Source organism: Tahibacter amnicola (assembly GCF_025398735.1).
Lineage (GTDB): Bacteria > Pseudomonadota > Gammaproteobacteria > Xanthomonadales > Rhodanobacteraceae > Tahibacter > Tahibacter amnicola.
Genome location: NZ_CP104694.1, coordinates 4,213,003 through 4,229,391 on the forward strand (window position 1 = coordinate 4,213,003; position 16,389 = coordinate 4,229,391).

At 65.6% G+C, this 16,389-nt stretch carries 14 protein-coding genes; 1 reads left to right on the forward strand and 13 read right to left on the reverse strand.

Features of this window, described 5'->3' with window-relative positions; genetic code table 11:
* Window positions 1-37 precede the first annotated feature (37 nt).
* The 3 genes from N4264_RS16380 to N4264_RS16390 all read right to left on the reverse strand — a co-directional run bounded on the left by N4264_RS16380 (window position 38) and on the right by N4264_RS16390 (window position 1,752).
* On the reverse strand, window positions 38-271 hold the full coding sequence (locus tag N4264_RS16380; RefSeq protein WP_261693311.1) for a thioredoxin domain-containing protein: 234 nt from the start codon (window positions 269-271) through the stop codon (window positions 38-40).
* A gap of 80 nt (window positions 272-351) precedes the next feature.
* Window positions 352-1,077 carry a hypothetical protein gene (locus tag N4264_RS16385; protein WP_261693312.1) on the reverse strand — a complete coding sequence of 242 codons (726 nt, stop codon included), beginning with the start codon at window positions 1,075-1,077 and terminating at the stop codon, window positions 352-354.
* A 51-nt stretch (window positions 1,078-1,128) separates the two neighbouring features.
* Entirely contained in the window at window positions 1,129-1,752 is a 624-nt protein-coding gene (locus N4264_RS16390; RefSeq protein ID WP_261693313.1) for a MarR family winged helix-turn-helix transcriptional regulator, read from the reverse strand.
* A 224-nt stretch (window positions 1,753-1,976) separates the two neighbouring features.
* Here N4264_RS16390 and N4264_RS16395 point away from each other — a divergent pair, with 224 nt between their 5' ends.
* Window positions 1,977-2,531: a PH domain-containing protein gene (locus tag N4264_RS16395; protein ID WP_261693314.1), complete on the forward strand. Its 555-nt coding sequence runs from the start codon at window positions 1,977-1,979 to the stop codon at window positions 2,529-2,531.
* A 149-nt stretch (window positions 2,532-2,680) separates the two neighbouring features.
* Here the strand turns inward: N4264_RS16395 and N4264_RS16400 are convergent, their stop codons facing one another.
* From N4264_RS16400 to N4264_RS16445, 10 genes are all read right to left on the reverse strand, one after another.
* A complete protein-coding gene (locus tag N4264_RS16400; protein WP_261693315.1) occupies window positions 2,681-4,033 on the reverse strand; it encodes a TolB-like translocation protein in 1,353 nt (450 codons plus the stop codon).
* Window positions 4,034-4,442: 409 nt separating this feature from the next.
* The gene (murJ, locus tag N4264_RS16405; protein WP_261693316.1) at window positions 4,443-5,990 is read right to left on the reverse strand and encodes a murein biosynthesis integral membrane protein MurJ; all 1,548 of its coding nucleotides are present in this window, start codon (window positions 5,988-5,990) and stop codon (window positions 4,443-4,445) included.
* Window positions 5,987-7,249 (reverse strand): O-antigen ligase family protein, encoded by a 1,263-nt coding sequence (locus N4264_RS16410; protein WP_261693317.1) that lies wholly within the window; start codon window positions 7,247-7,249, stop codon window positions 5,987-5,989. Before N4264_RS16410 ends, murJ begins: the two co-directional genes overlap by 4 nt.
* A gap of 5 nt (window positions 7,250-7,254) precedes the next feature.
* On the reverse strand, window positions 7,255-9,120 hold the full coding sequence (gene asnB, locus N4264_RS16415) for an asparagine synthase (glutamine-hydrolyzing) (RefSeq protein ID WP_261693318.1): 1,866 nt from the start codon (window positions 9,118-9,120) through the stop codon (window positions 7,255-7,257).
* Window positions 9,120-10,271 (reverse strand): glycosyltransferase family 4 protein, encoded by a 1,152-nt coding sequence (locus tag N4264_RS16420; RefSeq protein ID WP_261693319.1) that lies wholly within the window; start codon window positions 10,269-10,271, stop codon window positions 9,120-9,122. The genes asnB and N4264_RS16420 overlap by 1 nt, the downstream gene beginning before the upstream one ends.
* Window positions 10,264-12,072: an asparagine synthetase B family protein gene (locus tag N4264_RS16425; protein WP_261693320.1), complete on the reverse strand. Its 1,809-nt coding sequence runs from the start codon at window positions 12,070-12,072 to the stop codon at window positions 10,264-10,266. Before N4264_RS16425 ends, N4264_RS16420 begins: the two co-directional genes overlap by 8 nt.
* A complete protein-coding gene (locus N4264_RS16430) occupies window positions 12,073-13,200 on the reverse strand; it encodes a glycosyltransferase (RefSeq protein WP_261693321.1) in 1,128 nt (375 codons plus the stop codon). It abuts the gene before it with no gap.
* Entirely contained in the window at window positions 13,190-14,434 is a 1,245-nt protein-coding gene (locus tag N4264_RS16435; protein ID WP_261693322.1) for a glycosyltransferase family 4 protein, read from the reverse strand. Before N4264_RS16435 ends, N4264_RS16430 begins: the two co-directional genes overlap by 11 nt.
* Entirely contained in the window at window positions 14,431-15,597 is a 1,167-nt protein-coding gene (locus N4264_RS16440; RefSeq protein WP_261693323.1) for a glycosyltransferase family 2 protein, read from the reverse strand. Before N4264_RS16440 ends, N4264_RS16435 begins: the two co-directional genes overlap by 4 nt.
* Window positions 15,594-16,388, reverse strand: coding sequence for a polysaccharide deacetylase family protein (locus N4264_RS16445; RefSeq protein ID WP_261693324.1), 795 nt, complete (start codon window positions 16,386-16,388; stop codon window positions 15,594-15,596). Before N4264_RS16445 ends, N4264_RS16440 begins: the two co-directional genes overlap by 4 nt.
* Window position 16,389 lies beyond the last annotated feature (1 nt).

Here is a 16,389-nt window from a genome sequence, read left to right on the forward strand (position 1 = left end):
ACGGCAGTGGCGCCCACGGGGCGCCACTGCCGGCAGACTACAGGTCGGTCAGGTGCGCACCAAAATTGATGTGCAGGGGCAGACCACCGATCACCAGGGCCGGCACGGACGCCACCCCGGCCGCAGCGGCTTCGCCGATACGCTCGCGTTGCTGCCCCAGGTGGACGATTTCGACCTGATAACGCGCCGGATCGAGCGCGCCGGCCAGTTGCTGCTCGGCATCGACACAGACCGGACAACCGGCGTGATAGAAGACCGCGTTCGTGTTCATAATAGGTAACTCCTTGACGGTGAGAGCCATTGAGGGGTCGGGTGCCTTGGTCGGTCCGCTAACTTCCCAAGGCCCCCGTCTTACTCGACGCGCCCGGGCAGGCTCAGGTCGCCCGAGGCCACGTCGTTGACCGCCACGACGCACAGCAGAGGCGCGTGCATGCTGGCGTTGATCCGAAGTCCCGCCGTCACGCCGTCAAACGCCGTGTCATGCAGGGTGCGGGCGTTGGCAAACGGCACGCGGACCGTGATCCGGTTGCCGGCGAACACCGGTGTATAGCCCGGGGAATCCAGCAGCAGCGGCACACCGGGCCAGGTCGCGGGCACACGCGGCGTAGCACCAGGCGGAATGTCCTTTACCTTGAGCATGCCCTTGCCGCACTGGTCGTCATTCACCAGGACGACCCAGTGGCTGTGCCAGACATCGCCGTCGTCGTCCGAATTGGCGTTGCCGTTTTCGTCGAACCAGGGCGTGTCGTCGAAGTCCGGGTGGGCCGTCGCCGCGAGCGCCAGGATGCCCTGCTCCTTGTCGAATCCCACCACCGCCGAGTCGAGCTTGGTGGGCCAGACGTAGGAGAAGACATCCGACCCCGCCATCTTTCCGCTCCGGGACGGACGGCTGTTGCCCGCCTTTCCGCTGACCGTCATTTCAAATTGCAGATACCGGTCGGCAGCGCTGACGCGGGTGCTCACGATGTCGAAATCCGGATTCGTCGCCGGCGTTGGTTTGGCGTCGATGCCGTGGGCAGCAGCCAGCGCGCTGGCGAGCAACAGGGCACTGCCGGGAACAATCGTTCGTAGTCGCATAAGTCCTCGTGGAATGGTTCAAGGGGAAAACCGTCGCACCGAGCCGGTGTGTCACACCGGAACCGGTTCGGCGGGCTGGTGTTCGGGACAGTCGATCCGCAGATGACGATCACCGAAGGGGGCATCGACCAGGGCGCAGTGATGCGGCGTGCCGGGATCGTCCCGGTGCACGTTCGGTCGGAAATGGGTGCAGGTCACGCACATGCGGTCGACACGGATGCGGCCGGCTTTCTGCAATTGCTGGATGACCTGGATGAGCGCGGCGAACACCACGCTCTGGGTGGCCGGGTCCAGGTGAGCTACGGCATCCACGATGGACAAGGCCGGCATTTCGGCTTGCTGCGCCAGTTCGCGGCCACGCACGGTCAGGCGCACCAGTCGGCGACGCGCGTCGGCTGCATCCGCAATGCGCTCGACGGCCCCTTTGCGCTCAAGCGCAGCCACCGCATCGCTGACGGTCGGCGGCGTCAATGCCAGCAGGCCAGCGATGGTGCCGGGCGAAAGCCCGTTATCGCTCCGCGGCGCCAAAAGGCCCAGAACCTGCGCCTGGGTCGGTGTCAACTCCGAATGCTGCCCGCGCTCCCAGGCGTCCTGGCGCATCACGAGCGACAGTCGCGCCAGAGCCTGCGCCAGACGCACCGGCAGGGGTTGGGAAATCGCGTCGAAGGTGTTCATGGCGACAATTAATTAGGAGTCCTAAATATAATCGCCGAATTACCCTGCAATGACAAGCGCCCCGTCGTCGCCTGGACCATCCAGGAAGGCGAACACGCAGGCGAATCGAATTTTAGGCGCGGCGAACCTGCGAGATACGCGCTTTGCGGTTGGCAGCCCTTGACTCGAGGGGCTCCAGAAGCCACAAACGGTCCCCCTGCCCACCCGCGACAAAGGCCAATCCATTGATCATTCCACCAGCGGTCCGCGAATCCCTGCTTGCCGGCGAGCGAGTGTTATGGGTGGGAAAACCGCAGACCGGGCTGCTTATTCGCCCTTCCGACGCCCTGCTGATTCCTTTCAGCCTCATGTGGGGAGGCTTCGCCATCTTCTGGGAATGGATGGTTATCCAGTCCAATGCGCCACTGGTGATGCGTCTGTGGGGAATACCGTTTGTCCTGATCGGGCTCTACCTCATGGTCGGCCGATTCTTCTTCGACAGCTACCGCCGCGCACGCACGCAGTACGCGGTGACTGATCGTCGCGTTCTCATCATCGAACACGTGTTTGGCCAACATCTGCGCAGCTTGCCGCTCGAACGGCTCTCGGCAATCACGCTGAGCCGGCATGGCGACGGCAGCGGAACCATCCAGTTCCCCGGAACGGAGGAGAGAACCGGGCGTGGCCGCCAACTGCCTCCGCAGTTTGATCACATTCCGGATGCGGAAAAGACGCACCGGCTGATCGAGGAAGCCAGCACGGACGCCAGGCGGGATGCGGGACGCGCCATGATGCGCTAGGGGATCGACTCACAGTCGGTGTCGCCGGGGCCGGCCAGGCCCCGGGCCAGCGGGCAATACCTTCGCCCAAGAGAACGGGAACACCCCTGCCCCGCTGGCCCTGCGGCGGCCGTCCGGCCGCCGCTGTCTCGAAGTACTACGATGTGCCTTTACTGCGGAAGCGCTGCCGGCGGCAGCTGCACGATGTACGCATCCACGTCCGTCGACGAATTCACGCCCCAGTTGGAGGTGAACAGGACGCGGGTGAAGTCGCGACTCACCGAGGCATGCGGCTCGGTCCAATAGCCGTTGGCCACGCTATGGTGATGAGCGATGTTCAGGATGCGCGGCATCGCCGACAGCTCGACCGCCATGATGCGTTCGTGCAACCACTTCTCGGCACCCACCCGTGCATAGGTCGACAGGAGGAACCAACCCGGTTTCGCGAAGTTCTTGCCGGAAACATGGTAGGCCGTCGCTGTGCCGTTGATATACGTGGGCAGCAGGGCCGTACGCGCGCCGGTGTCGATATTCACCATGACCAGGTCGCCGGTATTGCTCTGGTAATCGACGAAGACGAAATAGTCTTCACCGCCGGTTCCCAGGGCCAGGTCCGAATGCTCGGACGTGGTATGCAGCTGGCGCGAACTGGTAAACGTCCGGTTCCAGGCCTTCGTACCGCCCGCGTCGCTCAGGTGCGACACCACACACCAGCGGCCTGACGCCGACATGCTGACGTGGTCGGGCCGTGCCGTCAGTGCTTTCGTACCGAGGATCGTGTTGGTCTGCAGGTCGTAGGTGAAGACGCCACGAATACCAAAGCTCGCGTTCTCCGCCTGGAAGCACCAATAGCGACCATCAGCCGACGGGCTGCCCTCGGACTTGGTCCAGATATGGGCCACGTCGTTCCACGGCAGGCGTCCGGCGAAATCGGCAGCGACCGTGGACTGGTTGGTTTCCACATTCAGCGACATCAGGCGGGTACCGCCGTTGGTCGGCACGTAGTACAGCGTATTGGCGCTGGTCGGATGCCATTGCGGCTCGGCATCGCCGGCCGGACCAGTGAGCGCCCGCAGATGCGTCAATGTACGCGCGTCATACAGATGCCAGAAGCCGTTCTCGGAGTACACGATGAAACGCGTGTTATCCGCATTGAAGGCCTGGCGCCGGGAATAGTCATTGCGCGCGAAACCCTGCGGCGGCTCAGCCGCGTGGTTGGTGGCACGCACCACACAGGTGTGGAAATTCGGATCGGTCGTGATCTGGCCCTTGGCCGGCTTGCCCGACGATGGCGACGCCACCGCGACCTGCCCCATCACGGCCGAAAATCCGGCCTCGTAAAACGTTCCGCATGGACCTGTCACCACCGGTTCGAACCCCGCCTTGAACACCGGATCTTCGGCTGTCAGGGGTTCCTCACCCGTCGCCGCCACAGCGCGCGACACCGGCATCACCATCATTGCGCTGACGGCAGCCAATCCCAGAGTGCAAGAAACCAGAAAACCGTACCGGGAAATCACCATCACTTTACTCCTACCACGCAACATCGCGATGGCTGAAACAGTAGGAAATTTCATCCGGCGATTTTGCGAAGAAAGTCACACAACTTCGCAGCGAAGATAAAAAATCCACGAAGTGTCGATTGTGCACGTTTATATTTTCAGCGACGTTTTTTCGACACTCCGCCACTGTTTTGACGCGATTTTCTTCGCGGCGGTGGAGAAACAAATTCGATGACTGCCGCCCTTGCCAGCGATCGGCAACAACTTGCGCACGCAAATAACTGATATTTAGGAAACGAAAGTCCGCCAATTAAAAATTGGTTATGTTCAAATCGCGCGATCGATTTTTCGGGCGGCGCATATCGCCCGACAGACACCGGTCGAGCAGCGTCAATTTGCTGTCGTCGCGTCCGTCAGGGCGAGATGAACGTCAGCGTAGCAGACGCGACCGTACCATGCGGAAGAGCCAAGTGACATCCGGCTGGCGGAGGCCCCGGGCGAGCGCCAGGGTAGCGAGGCCAACCGCTGCGGCGGTGGCGATGGCGACCGTGGCAGGAAGCCAACGGCTGCCGCCGGCGGGCGGCCACAGCCAGCGCGCTACGGCAAGAGAAGTGACTAGCATGGCTAGCGTCAGCGCGGCCAGGCGCACCAGTTCGCGCCCCAGGGCAGCAGCGCTACGCAGCCGCAGCACCCACGCGGCGGCAAAAGCAGACAGGATCGCCGATTGGCACATCGACGCTGCCGTGGCCACCGCTACACCCTGCGCGCCCCATTTGCCGCCGAGGACGCCACACAGCATCCAGTGCGTGGCCACTCCGAGCAATCCGATCGACACCTGGAGCCACGGCCGCAGACTCGCATGCAGTACCCGGTAGTTGAAGAACGCGAAGGCACGGAATACCAGGCCCAGCACCAGGATGGAGGTGAGCTGGGCCGTCAGCGCCGTATCGTCCGGCGTGAATGATCCCCGCTCCAGCAGCAGCACCATCAACGGTTCGGAGAACACGCCCAGCAACACGGCACAGGGCAAGGTCAGGAACAGCACAAAGCGAACGCCCTCGGCAAAACTCTCGGCGGCCGCGGCATGGTCACCCTTGGCGAAGGCACGCCCGAGGGCAGGATAGAACGTCGTGATCACGGCCTGCGCGAAGACCTCGACCGGCAGGAAGGCAAACATGCTGGCGTAGGCCATGGCCGAGATCGCGCCCTCCCCGCCATGGGACAGGAAGTACTGGTTCACCAGCCCGGTCGCCACCGAGCCCGCTGCACCGACGAACAAGGGCAGCAGATGCGCTGCGGGTGCGACGAAGTCCGGATGCCGAAGCGCCAGCGCCGGCCGCACGTTCTCCCGCAGCATCGTCCAATTGCCGCGAACGAGCACCACGGCCTGCAACAGGAAGCCTGCCAGTACGCCGAAGATCAGCGCCGTCACACCCCAGCGCGAAGCGAGCAGCACGGCACACGCCATCACCGCGATATTGGTGAGCACGCCTTCCAGCGCGGGCAGGATGAAGCGTTCGCGGGCATTGCTGATCGCCGAGAGGATCGACGACATGGTCAGGATCGGGATCGAGGGCATCAGCACGCGGGTCAGGTCCACGGCTCTGGCGTGTGTCTGCGGCGCAAGGCCCGGTGCCAGGCCGGCCACCAGCGACGAGGCATAGACACTCATCAGCACCGCTGCCGTCACCGACACCAGGAAGATCAGCGTGAAAAGCGTGTTGGCGCCCTGCCACGCCTGCGGCCCACTGCGGCCCTCCAGGCTGGTCATGAAACGCGGAACGAAGGCTACGGTGATGACCGTCGTCAGCAACGCCGGCAGGAGCAAGGGCAGCGAGTACGCAACCCAGAAGGCATCGAGTGTCGCGCCGGCGCCGAACAGCCCGGCGATCAGCATGGTCTTGCCTACTGCCAGTGCCTTGCTCACCAGGTTCAGGGCCGACAGGCTCAGCGCATGGCCATGCGCCTGCCGCGTCATGCGTGCACCGCTCGGGCGCCCGCCCTGGCCGGTTCCGCTACCGGAGCGGACACCGCCTCGTGACGCAGATAGGCATAGCGCTCCAACACGCCTGCCAGCGCCCAGAAAATGCCCATCACCGCCCCCTCCGTAAATGGACTTCCATAGATGTTGCCCAGGGCCATGCCCAGGGCGGCCACGCGAAACCCTTGCCCGAGCGCCATCGCCTCGTCATCCACTGCGGCGCGGATCAGGCTGCCCCCCAGCCGCCAGACTGCGAACATCAGGAACAGCAGGCTGGCCAATCCCTGCAGCCCCGACTCGGCCAGCGTCAGCACATAGAAGTTGTGCGCATCCTTGCCGACGTAGATGCAGTAATTGCCGATCATGCTCTTGAAGCGGTTGAGGCCGATACCCAGCGGGTTCTCGGACCACATCTGTACGGCGCCCGTCCAGATTTCCCAACGGCTCTCCGTGCTTTCGTCGAAGCGCTCCTCGCCGTGCTGGCCTACTTGCTGGGTTTCCTCCACGCGCTGCGTGGCGCCTTCGGGAAGATAGGGCAACGCGACCAGGAAGCCCGCCAGCGCAAGCACCGCCACGGCGGCACTGCGCCGGACCGTGAGAAGTGCCAGCCCCAGCAAGGTAATGAAGTACGACTGACGCGAGTACGTGAACAGCACGGCCCCCGCCAGCACCAGTGCACCACCAGCACTGGCCAGACGCCACAGCCAGCGCTTGCGCAGAAACAGAAATGGCGCCGCGAGCAACGGAATGAACATGGAGTAGAACACACCAGCCCGGTTGGCGGAGCGGAAGTCGGGGCCGAAGGGTCCGGCAGCGCGATGACTCTCCACGTAGCTGCCGATGCCGTAGGCCATCGCCTCCGACCAGGCCTCCAGTCCCGCAATCACCGCCACTGCGAAGATGCCGATGACAAACTGGCGCGCCATGCGCAGGTCGCGCACCGCGTAGTAGAAAAGGAAGTAGTACAGCGGATAGAACAGCACCGTCTTGAAGTAGGTGATGTCTTCCATCGGCACGCGCGGCCGGACGATCAATGCCAGGATGGTGCCCAGCGCCATCATCGCGAAATAGGTCCGCAGTGCGGGCCCCAGCTGCGGCGGAGCCAGCCCGCCCCAACGCCCTGCCGTCACCAGGAACAGCAGCGCGAACAGGAACAGCAGGTTGACCACGTTGAGGCCCGGCAGCCCCAGGTCAGACGGGAAATGGATCTGGTTCGGCGTGTAGACGACCAGCACGGCGAGCAAGATCCGCAGCACGACGATCAGGCCCTCGCAGCATCCACGAAGCGGCGTGCCCACAACTCCATACACAGCACCTGCCAGAGCGTCTCGCCGTGGTCGGCGGTCCCGGCACGGTGCGCCTGGAGCAGCCCGTCCACATTGCCGGGCTGCAGCCAGCCACGTTCCCGGAAAGCGCGGCTGCCGAACAGGTCGGCCGCCATCTGGCCGAGCGGACCGCGCAGCCATTCGGAGAGCGGAATCGCAAAACCCTGCTTGGGTTTGTCGAGGATGTCCGATGGCAGCCACCGTCGGGCAACCTCGCGCAGCAGATGCTTGCCGCGTCCACCGCGCACGCGCATCGACGGCGGCAGCCGAACGGCGAATTCCACCACACGGTGATCCAGCAACGGCGCCCTGCCCTCGATCGAGGCAGCCATGCTCATGCGGTCGAGCTTTACCAGGATGTCGTCGAGCAGATAGCTGCGGATATCCGCATCGACGATGCGATCGAGCACCGGCCGCCGGTCGTCGGCAGCGAACAGGCCATGCAACGCCGTGTACGGATGCGTGCTGGCGGCATCGTCCGCGAGGATCTGGCGGATCTGCTCTGGACGCGATAGCGCCACGCCGGAAAGATAACTGTCGGGAAACGGTACGCGCAGACGCTGGGCAATGCGGCGCAAGCGGAAACCACGCATGCCCGGCAGCAGCCGTCCGACTCCGTCAAGCCCCAGCGCCAGCACGCTGCGCAAGGGGCCCAGGCGATCCAGTGCGAGGAAGCGCAGGTAGCGGTCGTAGCCGGCAAAGGCCTCGTCGCCGCCGTCGCCGGACAACACCATCTTCACCTGGCGCGCGGCCAGCTGCGACACCAGGAAGGTTGGCAGGGCCGACGAATCCGCGAAGGGTTCGTCCAGGTGCCACACCAGTTGCTCGACCAGGGTTGTCGCATCCGGCTCGACCACTTGTTCGTGGTGATCAGTACCCAGGTGCTGCGCCACACGGCGCGCATCGGACAATTCGCTGTAGCGCGCTTCGCGAAAGCCGATGGAGAACGTGCGCACGGGCTGTGACAAATGCCTGGCCATCAGTGCGACCACGACGCTCGAATCCAGACCGCCACTCAGGAACGCGCCGAAAGGCACGTCGGCGACGAGGCGATCGGATACGGCCTTGTCCAGCACCGCGGCGAGCTCCTCCCGCGCATCGGATTCACTGCCACGAAAAGCCGGCTGGAAGTCCAGGTCCCAGTATTTCTGATAGCGCAGCCGCCCGGATTCGAACACCGCATAGTGGCCCGGCGGCAGTTTCACCACATCCTGGAAGATGGAACGCGGTGTGGGGACATAGCCAAAGGCGAAGAACGCGCCGAAGACGGATGTATCGATGCGACGCGAAAATCCGGGGATGGCCAGCAACGACTTCATTTCGCTGGCGAATGCCAGGTAGTGGGGCGTCTGCCACAGGAACAGCGGCTTCTTCCCCAGGCGGTCGCGCGCCAGCACGAGCCTGTGGTGGCGCCCGTCCCAGATGGCGAGGCCGAACATGCCTTCCAGCCGCGCGATCGCGCCCTCGCCCCACTGCAGGTAGGCACGCAGGATCACCTCGGTGTCCGATGCGCTCCTGAACGTGTGGCCGAGCGCCGACAGCTCCGCGCGCAGCGTCCGGTAATTGTAGATTTCGCCGTTGAAGACCAGCTGCACCCGGCCGTCGTCCGAACCAACGGGTTGCTGGCCACCGGCCACGTCGATGATGGCAAGGCGGCGCATGCCCAGGAGCGCATCGTCCGAACGGAAGATGCCGCCATCGTCCGGACCACGGTGCACGATCGCGTCGTTCATCGCCAGGCCGACGTCGCGGCCGGGCACCGGCATGTCGCTGGCCCGCACGATGCCAATGATTCCGCACATCAGGGCTCTCCTTGCGCGCCGGCATAGAGGCCGAGAAGCCGCGTCACCACCGCATCGATCGAGGCGCGCGCAAGAACGTCCTGCCGCGCCGCCACTCCCATCGCCAGCCGATCTTCGCGCGCGGCAGTCGCCATCTCGGCCAGCGCAGCGGCGAGCCCCGCCACGTCATCCGGCTCGAACAGCCAGCCGCTGCGGCGGGCGATGATGAAATCCTCGCTGCCGCTGATGCGCGACACGATGCCCGGCAAGCCGGCCGCCATGTACTCCAGCAGCGTATTGGACAAGCCTTCGAAGCGCGACGGCAGCAGGCCGACATCCGCTTCGGCAAGGTGTTGCTCCACCGCGTCGCTGGGTCCGACAAAATCCACGGCGCCCCCGATACCCAGGGTATCGGCCAGTTGGCGCAGTTCGCGTTCCTGCACGCCGCCGCCAACCAGGCGAAGCCGCCAGCCGGCCAGACTGGAACCGGCCTGCGCCCACGCGCGCAGCAAGGTATCCAGCCCCTTCTCGCTGACCAGACGCCCCACAAAGACCGCCGTTGATGCGCCGTCACGGTTGTCGGTGCGGGCCATGCCGGCAAATCGCGACATGTCCACGCCATTGGGTACCCAGTGGATCGTGTCCTGCGCAAATCCGCGGCGGCGTAGTTCCGAGGCAAAACGCTGGCTGATCGCCTGCACGGCACTGGCCCGGCGCAACATGCGTCGGGCCAGCCAGGCGCCCACGCCACCCCGCGGGCGCAGGCAACCGCGCTCCAGTTCCCACCAGCCGGAGAATTTCACCACGACGGGCTTGCCCAGCCAGCGACCGAGCACCGCAGCCACGGCCCCCATATTGTGTGCAATGTGCACATGGATAGCGTCATAGCGGTGGCGCCACCGCCACAGCACCAGGGCCAGGCGCACCAACAGCATCAGGCTGCCGAGCACGCGCCAGCGCGGATATGCCAGGCGATAGAGCGGCAGCTTGCCATGACGCCCCGGGCCAGGACGCGTTTTCGGGTCGAGCCGCGGAATCACGACGCGGACGCGGTGTCCCCGCTCGCGCAGCGCGCGGGCGAGTGTGTCGAGCTGACGCTCAGCGCCGCCGACTGCCGGGAAATGGCCTTCCAGCAGCATCAGCACGCGCAGCGATGATCCGGCGCTAGCCATCAAGATGCTGCCTCATCCACAGTTCCAGGACTGCCAGTTGCCACAGCGAGGCCGAGAAATCCCATTCTCCCGCCACGTGCCGGTCGAACAGTCGCTGCACGAAATCCGGCTCGAACCAGCCGCGCTCGCGTGAGCGCTGCGAGAGCAGCAGGTCACGCATCCATTCGCGAAAGGCCGGACGTTCGGCGATCCACACGCTGATCGGCAGGCCAAACCCCTGCTTGGGCTTGCGCAGGATTGCCGGCGGAAGAATCGGCTCCATCGCCTGCTTGAACAGGTGGCGTTTGTCCAGGCGGCGAACTTTCCAGTGCGCTTTCAGGCGCCCGGTGTAATTCACTAGATCCGGATCCAGGAACGGAAACCGCGCTCCGACACCCACGTGGCGGCACGCCCCGTCGACCTTGACCAGGTCGTTCTGGGCAATCGCCATGTTCAGGTCTAGCGCCATCAGTCGATGCAGCTCGGCCCGGGCATCGCATCCGGCGTACAGCTCGCGCATGAAGGCCAGCGACAGGCTGGGCGTGAGCGAGGTGCGCAGCGCCGGGCTCAGGAAGTGGTCGAAATGCTCCGACGCGAACGCATCGTCCATGTAGAAGCGGTCCGGATTGGGCAGGCTGGCACGCCGCGCAAAATTGTCGATGCGATTGAACAGGCGCACGCGACCGCCGCCCAGTCCACGCCCGATCCAGCGCCCCAGCGCCTTGATCGGCCGTGGCAGCCGATAGAACGCATGCATGATCTGGTCTTTGGCGTAGCGCTCGTTGCCCCCGAAGATCTCATCGCCACCGTCACCGGCAAGCAGGACGTTGCGTCCGTCCTCGGCGGCCATGCCGGCGCAAGCCAGCGTCGGAACAGCGGAGGCATTGCCGAACGGCTGGTCGAAAAGCTCGGTCAGGCGCGGTAGCACGGACAAGGTTTCCACCTCGTCGACGCTGCCGAAATGACCGCGCGCACCACATGCGCCAGCCGCGATCCGTGCAAAGCCCAGCTCGTCATAACCCGGCTCGGCAAAGCCGATGGAATAGCTGTGCACGGTGTCGCGCGGTGCCTGCTGCGCCAGGATGCTCACGACGCTGGAGCTGTCGGTGCCACCACTGAGAAAGGCGCCCCAGTTCGTATCGCTACCCGGTCGGTAGCGCTGCACGGTCGCCACGATGCGCTCGCGCAGCTGGCCGGCCAGCGCCGCCGGTGTGCCATCCAGGTCTTCGGCGTAGCGCGGTTGCCACCACGTTTCCACGCGACCGGCCTGGCTGCCGCGCCGCCAGAGACTGCCAGGTGGAAGACGCTTCACCTCCGGCACCACGGTCAGGGGCGCGGGAATGCAGGCGAAATTCAGATAGTGAAAAATGGCCGAGGCGTCCGCGCGCCGTTGGCACCAGGGAGCGCGCAGCAGCGGCGCCAACCGGTTGCCTATCAGGAACTGGTCTTCGTACTCGGTGTAGTACAGCGGCAAGGTGCCGAAATGGTCGGTCACCGCGATCCATTCGCCGCTGCGAAGGTCGACGCGAACGAAGCAGAAGCGGCCGCGCCAGCCTTCCCAGGGCGCCGGCGCGTCGGTCAGCAGTTCTTCCGGCGTGCCGACAGCCAGGTCGAATACACCGACCACGACGCGCTGGCTGCTTTCCAGTACCAGCGCGGCACCCGACCGGCGCAGCGGCACCGCGCACAAGGCTGCCCCCAGTTCCGGCGCAAGCTCGAACAGCGGGCTATCCGGCGTCAGGCCGGTGACAAACTGCCCGACGGATGCCGCGGGTGCGGTCCGCCGCGACAGGATCTCCCGTAGTGCGCGTGTCGTTTCCATTCAGGCCCTCGCCGCTTCTGAGCGGACACAACGGTCGTAGATGGCCAGCGTCGCGCCGACCATCGCATCAATGCTGAACTGCTCGGTGACACGCTGGCGCGCCGCGCGCCCGAGTCGCTGCCGCGACACATGGTCTACGGCGAGTCGTTCCAAAGCGGCAGCCAGTGCCGCAGCGTCATCGTCCGGAACCAGGTGTCCGCAGACACCGTCCTCGATCAGTTCCGGCGTACCCCCGACGGCCGTGGCGACAACCGGAAGTCCGCTGCCCATCGCTTCCAGGATGACGTTCGAGAGCCCCTCTTCGCGCGAGCTGAGGACGAAAACGTCCGCCGCGCTCATCAGCGCTGGCACGTCGTCGCGCTCGCCGAGCAGGTGCACGGCATCCTGCAGGCCACGTTCGGCGATTTCCTGTTCGATCCGGGCACGTTCCGGGCCATCACCCGCCAGGCGCAGGCAGGGACGTTCCGTCGGCACGATCAGGGCCATCGCACGGAGCAACAGGCTGATGTTCTTCAGAGCTACCAGGCGACCGACGAACAACACCAGCAGCCGGCCATCGGGCACGCCCAGCGCGACGCGCGTCGTTTCACGAAGCGATTCGCCGCGCTCGGCGGGAACTTCAATCCCGTTGTTCACAATGGAAAACCGCCGCACTGCCACGCCAGCCCGTTCGGCCACCCATTCGGCGGCCAGCAGGCTATTGGCAATGACGGCGGCCGATCCGTCCACGATCCAGCGCTTGGCGCGCCAATGCCAATCGGCGCTGTCCTTGCTCATGCCGCGCACCGACGACACCAGCCGCGTCGTGCGCGGCACCGCATAGAGCGCCAGGCGCACCCACATTTCCGCCGTGATCGAAAAGCAATGCACCACGTCAAAACGGCCGCGTCGCAGGAAGCGCACCAGACGCAGCACGAAGGCCAGGTCGACGCGGCCACGCTTGTCGATTCGCTGTACGCTGACGCCGGCGGCCTGTATCCGGTCGAGCAGAAACGACGGCTTGCGGAAATACAGCAGCGAGACGTCGCGCCCACTGGCCTTCACCCCCTGCAGCAGGTGAACGATCTGCCGCTGGCTGCCGCCGACTTCCATTTCATCGGTGACCACGAGAATCCGCTCAGCGCGCATCGGCGGCTCCCTGCGGGTGCAGTGCCCGGCCGAACAGGCTGAGCAGGCGTCGCGTTTCGGCAGCGACGTTGAAATCCTGCCGCACCCGTTCACGCGCCACCGCGCCGAGCCGCTGGCGCAGGGCTGCATCGCTGAGCAGGCGCTCGATGGCACCCGCCAGCGCCTGGCTGTCACCCGGCTCGACCAGGATGCCGCTGACGTCATGCTCTATCAGCTCGGGGATACCCGAGACACGCGTGCCGACCACCGCCATGCCGCAGGCCATGGCTTCCATCAGTGCGACGGGAATGCCATCCTGGTTACCTTCGGGGGTCACGACGCTGGGCATGACGAAGATCGATGCCTCCACCAGCGCGCTGCGCACTTTTTCCTGCGGCTGCGCGCCGGGCAGGCTCAGCACGGGCTCAAGCTGCAGGCTGCGCCGCTGCGCTTCCAGGCGGGGCCGCAGCGGCCCTTCGCCGATCAGATGGCAGTCAAACGGCACGCCGCGCTCGCGCAGGGTGCCCAGTGCGGCAATCAGGACGTCGAAGCCCTTGATCGGATCCAGGCGGCCGACGCTGACGATGGCACCATCGCGACGCGCGCTTTCCTGAGCCGGCAACTCGGCAAAATCAACACCGCAGTGCACGACCTGCAGACGCTCTCCCGCCTCCGCTGCGCCCCAGCGCGCCAGATGACGACGGTTGAAGCCGGAAATGGTGACCGCCAGCGCCGCATCGCTCAACTTGCGACGAAGCAGCTGGTCTTCGATGAAGATGTCATGCGCGTGGCAGGTAAAGGAGAACGGCGTATCGGCGAGGCGTCCCAGCGCCCAGGCCACCGTCGAGGGATAGGTTGCCCAGTGCGCATGAATCAGCTGCGGATCCTGGCGGCGGATCGCCGGCAAGGCCCCGATTCCCCGCCAGAGCGCCACCAGCGACTTGGCAAGTGACACCGGACTGCGCCACAACTGCGCCACCAGCGTTCCCAGCACACCCGCCATTCTCAGCGGACGCCGCAGCACCTGCATCGTCACTGCCACCAGTGCGGCCGGAAACGACGGCGGGCCGACGACCCGGTCCATCAACGCGGCCGCGCGCGCCTGCACCAGGGTTTCGCTCGGTCGTTTCAGCGACAGGATGCGCACGTCGACGCCGTGCGCCAGCAATTGTTCGATCTCGCGGACGATGAAGGTTTCCGACCAGCACGGAAACAGCGACACGATGTAGAGCACGCGTTGGGGCTGCGAGGTCATGGCGGGCTTCCTGCCGAATCCGGGACGGGCGTGGACTTCCACAAATGGGCGTCGCGCTGGCGCAGGAAGTCCAGCCAGCCCGCCCAGGCGTACAGATTCATTTCCAGAAACGCTGCCGCCAGCTTCACGGGCAACCAGCGGCGCCATTGCGGCCTGAACATTCCGGCCAGCGCGACGCCGTAGGCCGATACCTGCGCCAGAAACAGCGCAAAGTACCCAAAGCCAGTCAGCGATAAAGCAACATTGCAGATAAATGCCACGCCAAGCAGCACCGGCACAAGCAGACGCGACACTTTGTGACTGACGTAGCGCCACCACAGCGGATGCGCACCCGGCAGCAACAGGCGCGGCCACATGGCCAGGAGCTGCCAGTTGCCGGCCAGCGTGCGCCGCTTTCGTGCCGATTCCGCCGCGGCATTCGACGAAGGCTGGTCCCAGGCGATAGCGCGCGGTTCGATACCGACGCGGCCGCCGCGCGCAGCGATCTGCATCGGCACCCACACGTCGTCCAGCACCAGGTTTGGCGGCGGCAGCGGCATGTCGGCGCGGCGCACCGCGTACAGCGCACCGGTAACGCCCACAACCGAACCGCTGGCTGCTTCCGCACGACGCAACCACGATTCGTAGCGCCAATACGCATCGACCGATGCGGCGTAGCCATCGGCCGATTCAAACGCGAGCGCACCGCTGACGGCGGCCAGTTCGCCCGAACCGAGCGCGGCGCACAGCGCCCGGACGCTGCCCGGCTCCAGCCGCTGCCGGATATCGGTAAATACGAGCACTTCGCCGGTCGCCTGCCCGATGGCCAGTCGCAGGCAGGCTGTCTTGCCACGCCGTTGCGGTTCGACGATGACCGTGACGCGATCACTCGCCCGGGCGCGCAAGCGCTCGGCGCTGCCATCGTCCGATCCGTCGGAAACGACCACGATGTTCAAGCGGTCCGGGGGGTAGTCGTGCGCCAGCAGGTTGTCCAGCTTGGCGTCGAGCCAGCGGTACCCGTTGTGCATCGCAATGCACACGGTGACGGTCGGCTGCCATTGCGACGATTCAATCGGCCGCGGCCGCCAGCGCGCCAGCACGCCCACCAGCAGTGGATAACCAATAAACGTGTAGAACACGCCCGCCAGCGAAAGCCAGAACAGCCATTGCGCCAACGGAGTCATGGCTGCACCGGCGCGGCCTGGCCCAGCATCGCGCTGCGCAGGCGCTCATAGCCGCGGTCGCCCATCAGGCGCTTCGCGGTGTGCAGGATGCGGTAGCGCCAGCGCAGGCCACGCAGCGCGGAGTTGCCGCCGAGCGCCCAACGGCACACCGCCTCGGCCGGCGTGTTTGCCGTGACCGCCACGCGCGGCAGGACGACCACGTCATTGGCCGTTGCCCGCCGGATGATGCCTGGCGCGGACCCGAGTACACCCGCATAACCGACCTCGCGCGCCAGTTCGCCCAGGCGCGGTGGGCAGCGCCCACCCGGCGGCGCCAGCCAGTCAACCGGCGTTCCCAGGTGATCGGCAATGCGTTCGCGTGACTGCACCAGCTCATCACGCAGTGCCTGCGGCGTCAGGCGGGTGAAATAGCGGTGCGTCATGCCGTGCGACTGGATGCTCATCCCACCGGCGTGCATCTCGCGCAGCTGCGCCCAGCTGCAATAGCCAGGCTGTCCGACACGGGCCGGATTGACGAAGAAGTCGGCGCGCAGGCCACGTCGTCGCAGGATCGGCCAGGCTTCCGCGAAGTTGCTGATGTCGCCGTCATCGAACGTGATGATCACGTCCGCACGCCCATGCACCAGGGTGTCGGTCGCACAGCCGGGGCGGATCCCGCGTGCGATCAGCGCGTCCAGGTGCGCGGCAAATTGAGGCGTCGGCAGGGTGTAATGGGCATCGGCCACCACCGGCGCCGGCGTGTCGCCCGAAAGCCCGTGATACATCAGGGCGAGGACAGAATCGGCATTCATG

Excerpts from the sequence above, each read along its gene's own strand:
- N4264_RS16380 (WP_261693311.1), bottom strand. The coding sequence starts at position 271 with ATGAACACGAACGCGGTCTTCTATCACGCCGGTTGTCCGGTCTGTGTC.
- N4264_RS16385 (WP_261693312.1), bottom strand. The coding sequence starts at position 1,077 with ATGCGACTACGAACGATTGTTCCCGGCAGTGCCCTGTTGCTCGCCAGC.
- N4264_RS16390 (WP_261693313.1), bottom strand. The coding sequence starts at position 1,752 with ATGAACACCTTCGACGCGATTTCCCAACCCCTGCCGGTGCGTCTGGCG.
- N4264_RS16400 (WP_261693315.1), bottom strand. The coding sequence starts at position 4,033 with ATGGTGATTTCCCGGTACGGTTTTCTGGTTTCTTGCACTCTGGGATTG.
- murJ (WP_261693316.1), bottom strand. The coding sequence starts at position 5,990 with ATGACGCGGCAGGCGCATGGCCATGCGCTGAGCCTGTCGGCCCTGAAC.
- asnB (WP_261693318.1), bottom strand. The coding sequence starts at position 9,120 with ATGTGCGGAATCATTGGCATCGTGCGGGCCAGCGACATGCCGGTGCCC.
- N4264_RS16420 (WP_261693319.1), bottom strand. The coding sequence starts at position 10,271 with ATGGCTAGCGCCGGATCATCGCTGCGCGTGCTGATGCTGCTGGAAGGC.
- N4264_RS16425 (WP_261693320.1), bottom strand. The coding sequence starts at position 12,072 with ATGGAAACGACACGCGCACTACGGGAGATCCTGTCGCGGCGGACCGCA.
- N4264_RS16430 (WP_261693321.1), bottom strand. The coding sequence starts at position 13,200 with ATGCGCGCTGAGCGGATTCTCGTGGTCACCGATGAAATGGAAGTCGGC.
- N4264_RS16435 (WP_261693322.1), bottom strand. The coding sequence starts at position 14,434 with ATGACCTCGCAGCCCCAACGCGTGCTCTACATCGTGTCGCTGTTTCCG.
- N4264_RS16440 (WP_261693323.1), bottom strand. The coding sequence starts at position 15,597 with ATGACTCCGTTGGCGCAATGGCTGTTCTGGCTTTCGCTGGCGGGCGTG.
- N4264_RS16445 (WP_261693324.1), bottom strand. The coding sequence starts at position 16,388 with ATGAATGCCGATTCTGTCCTCGCCCTGATGTATCACGGGCTTTCGGGC.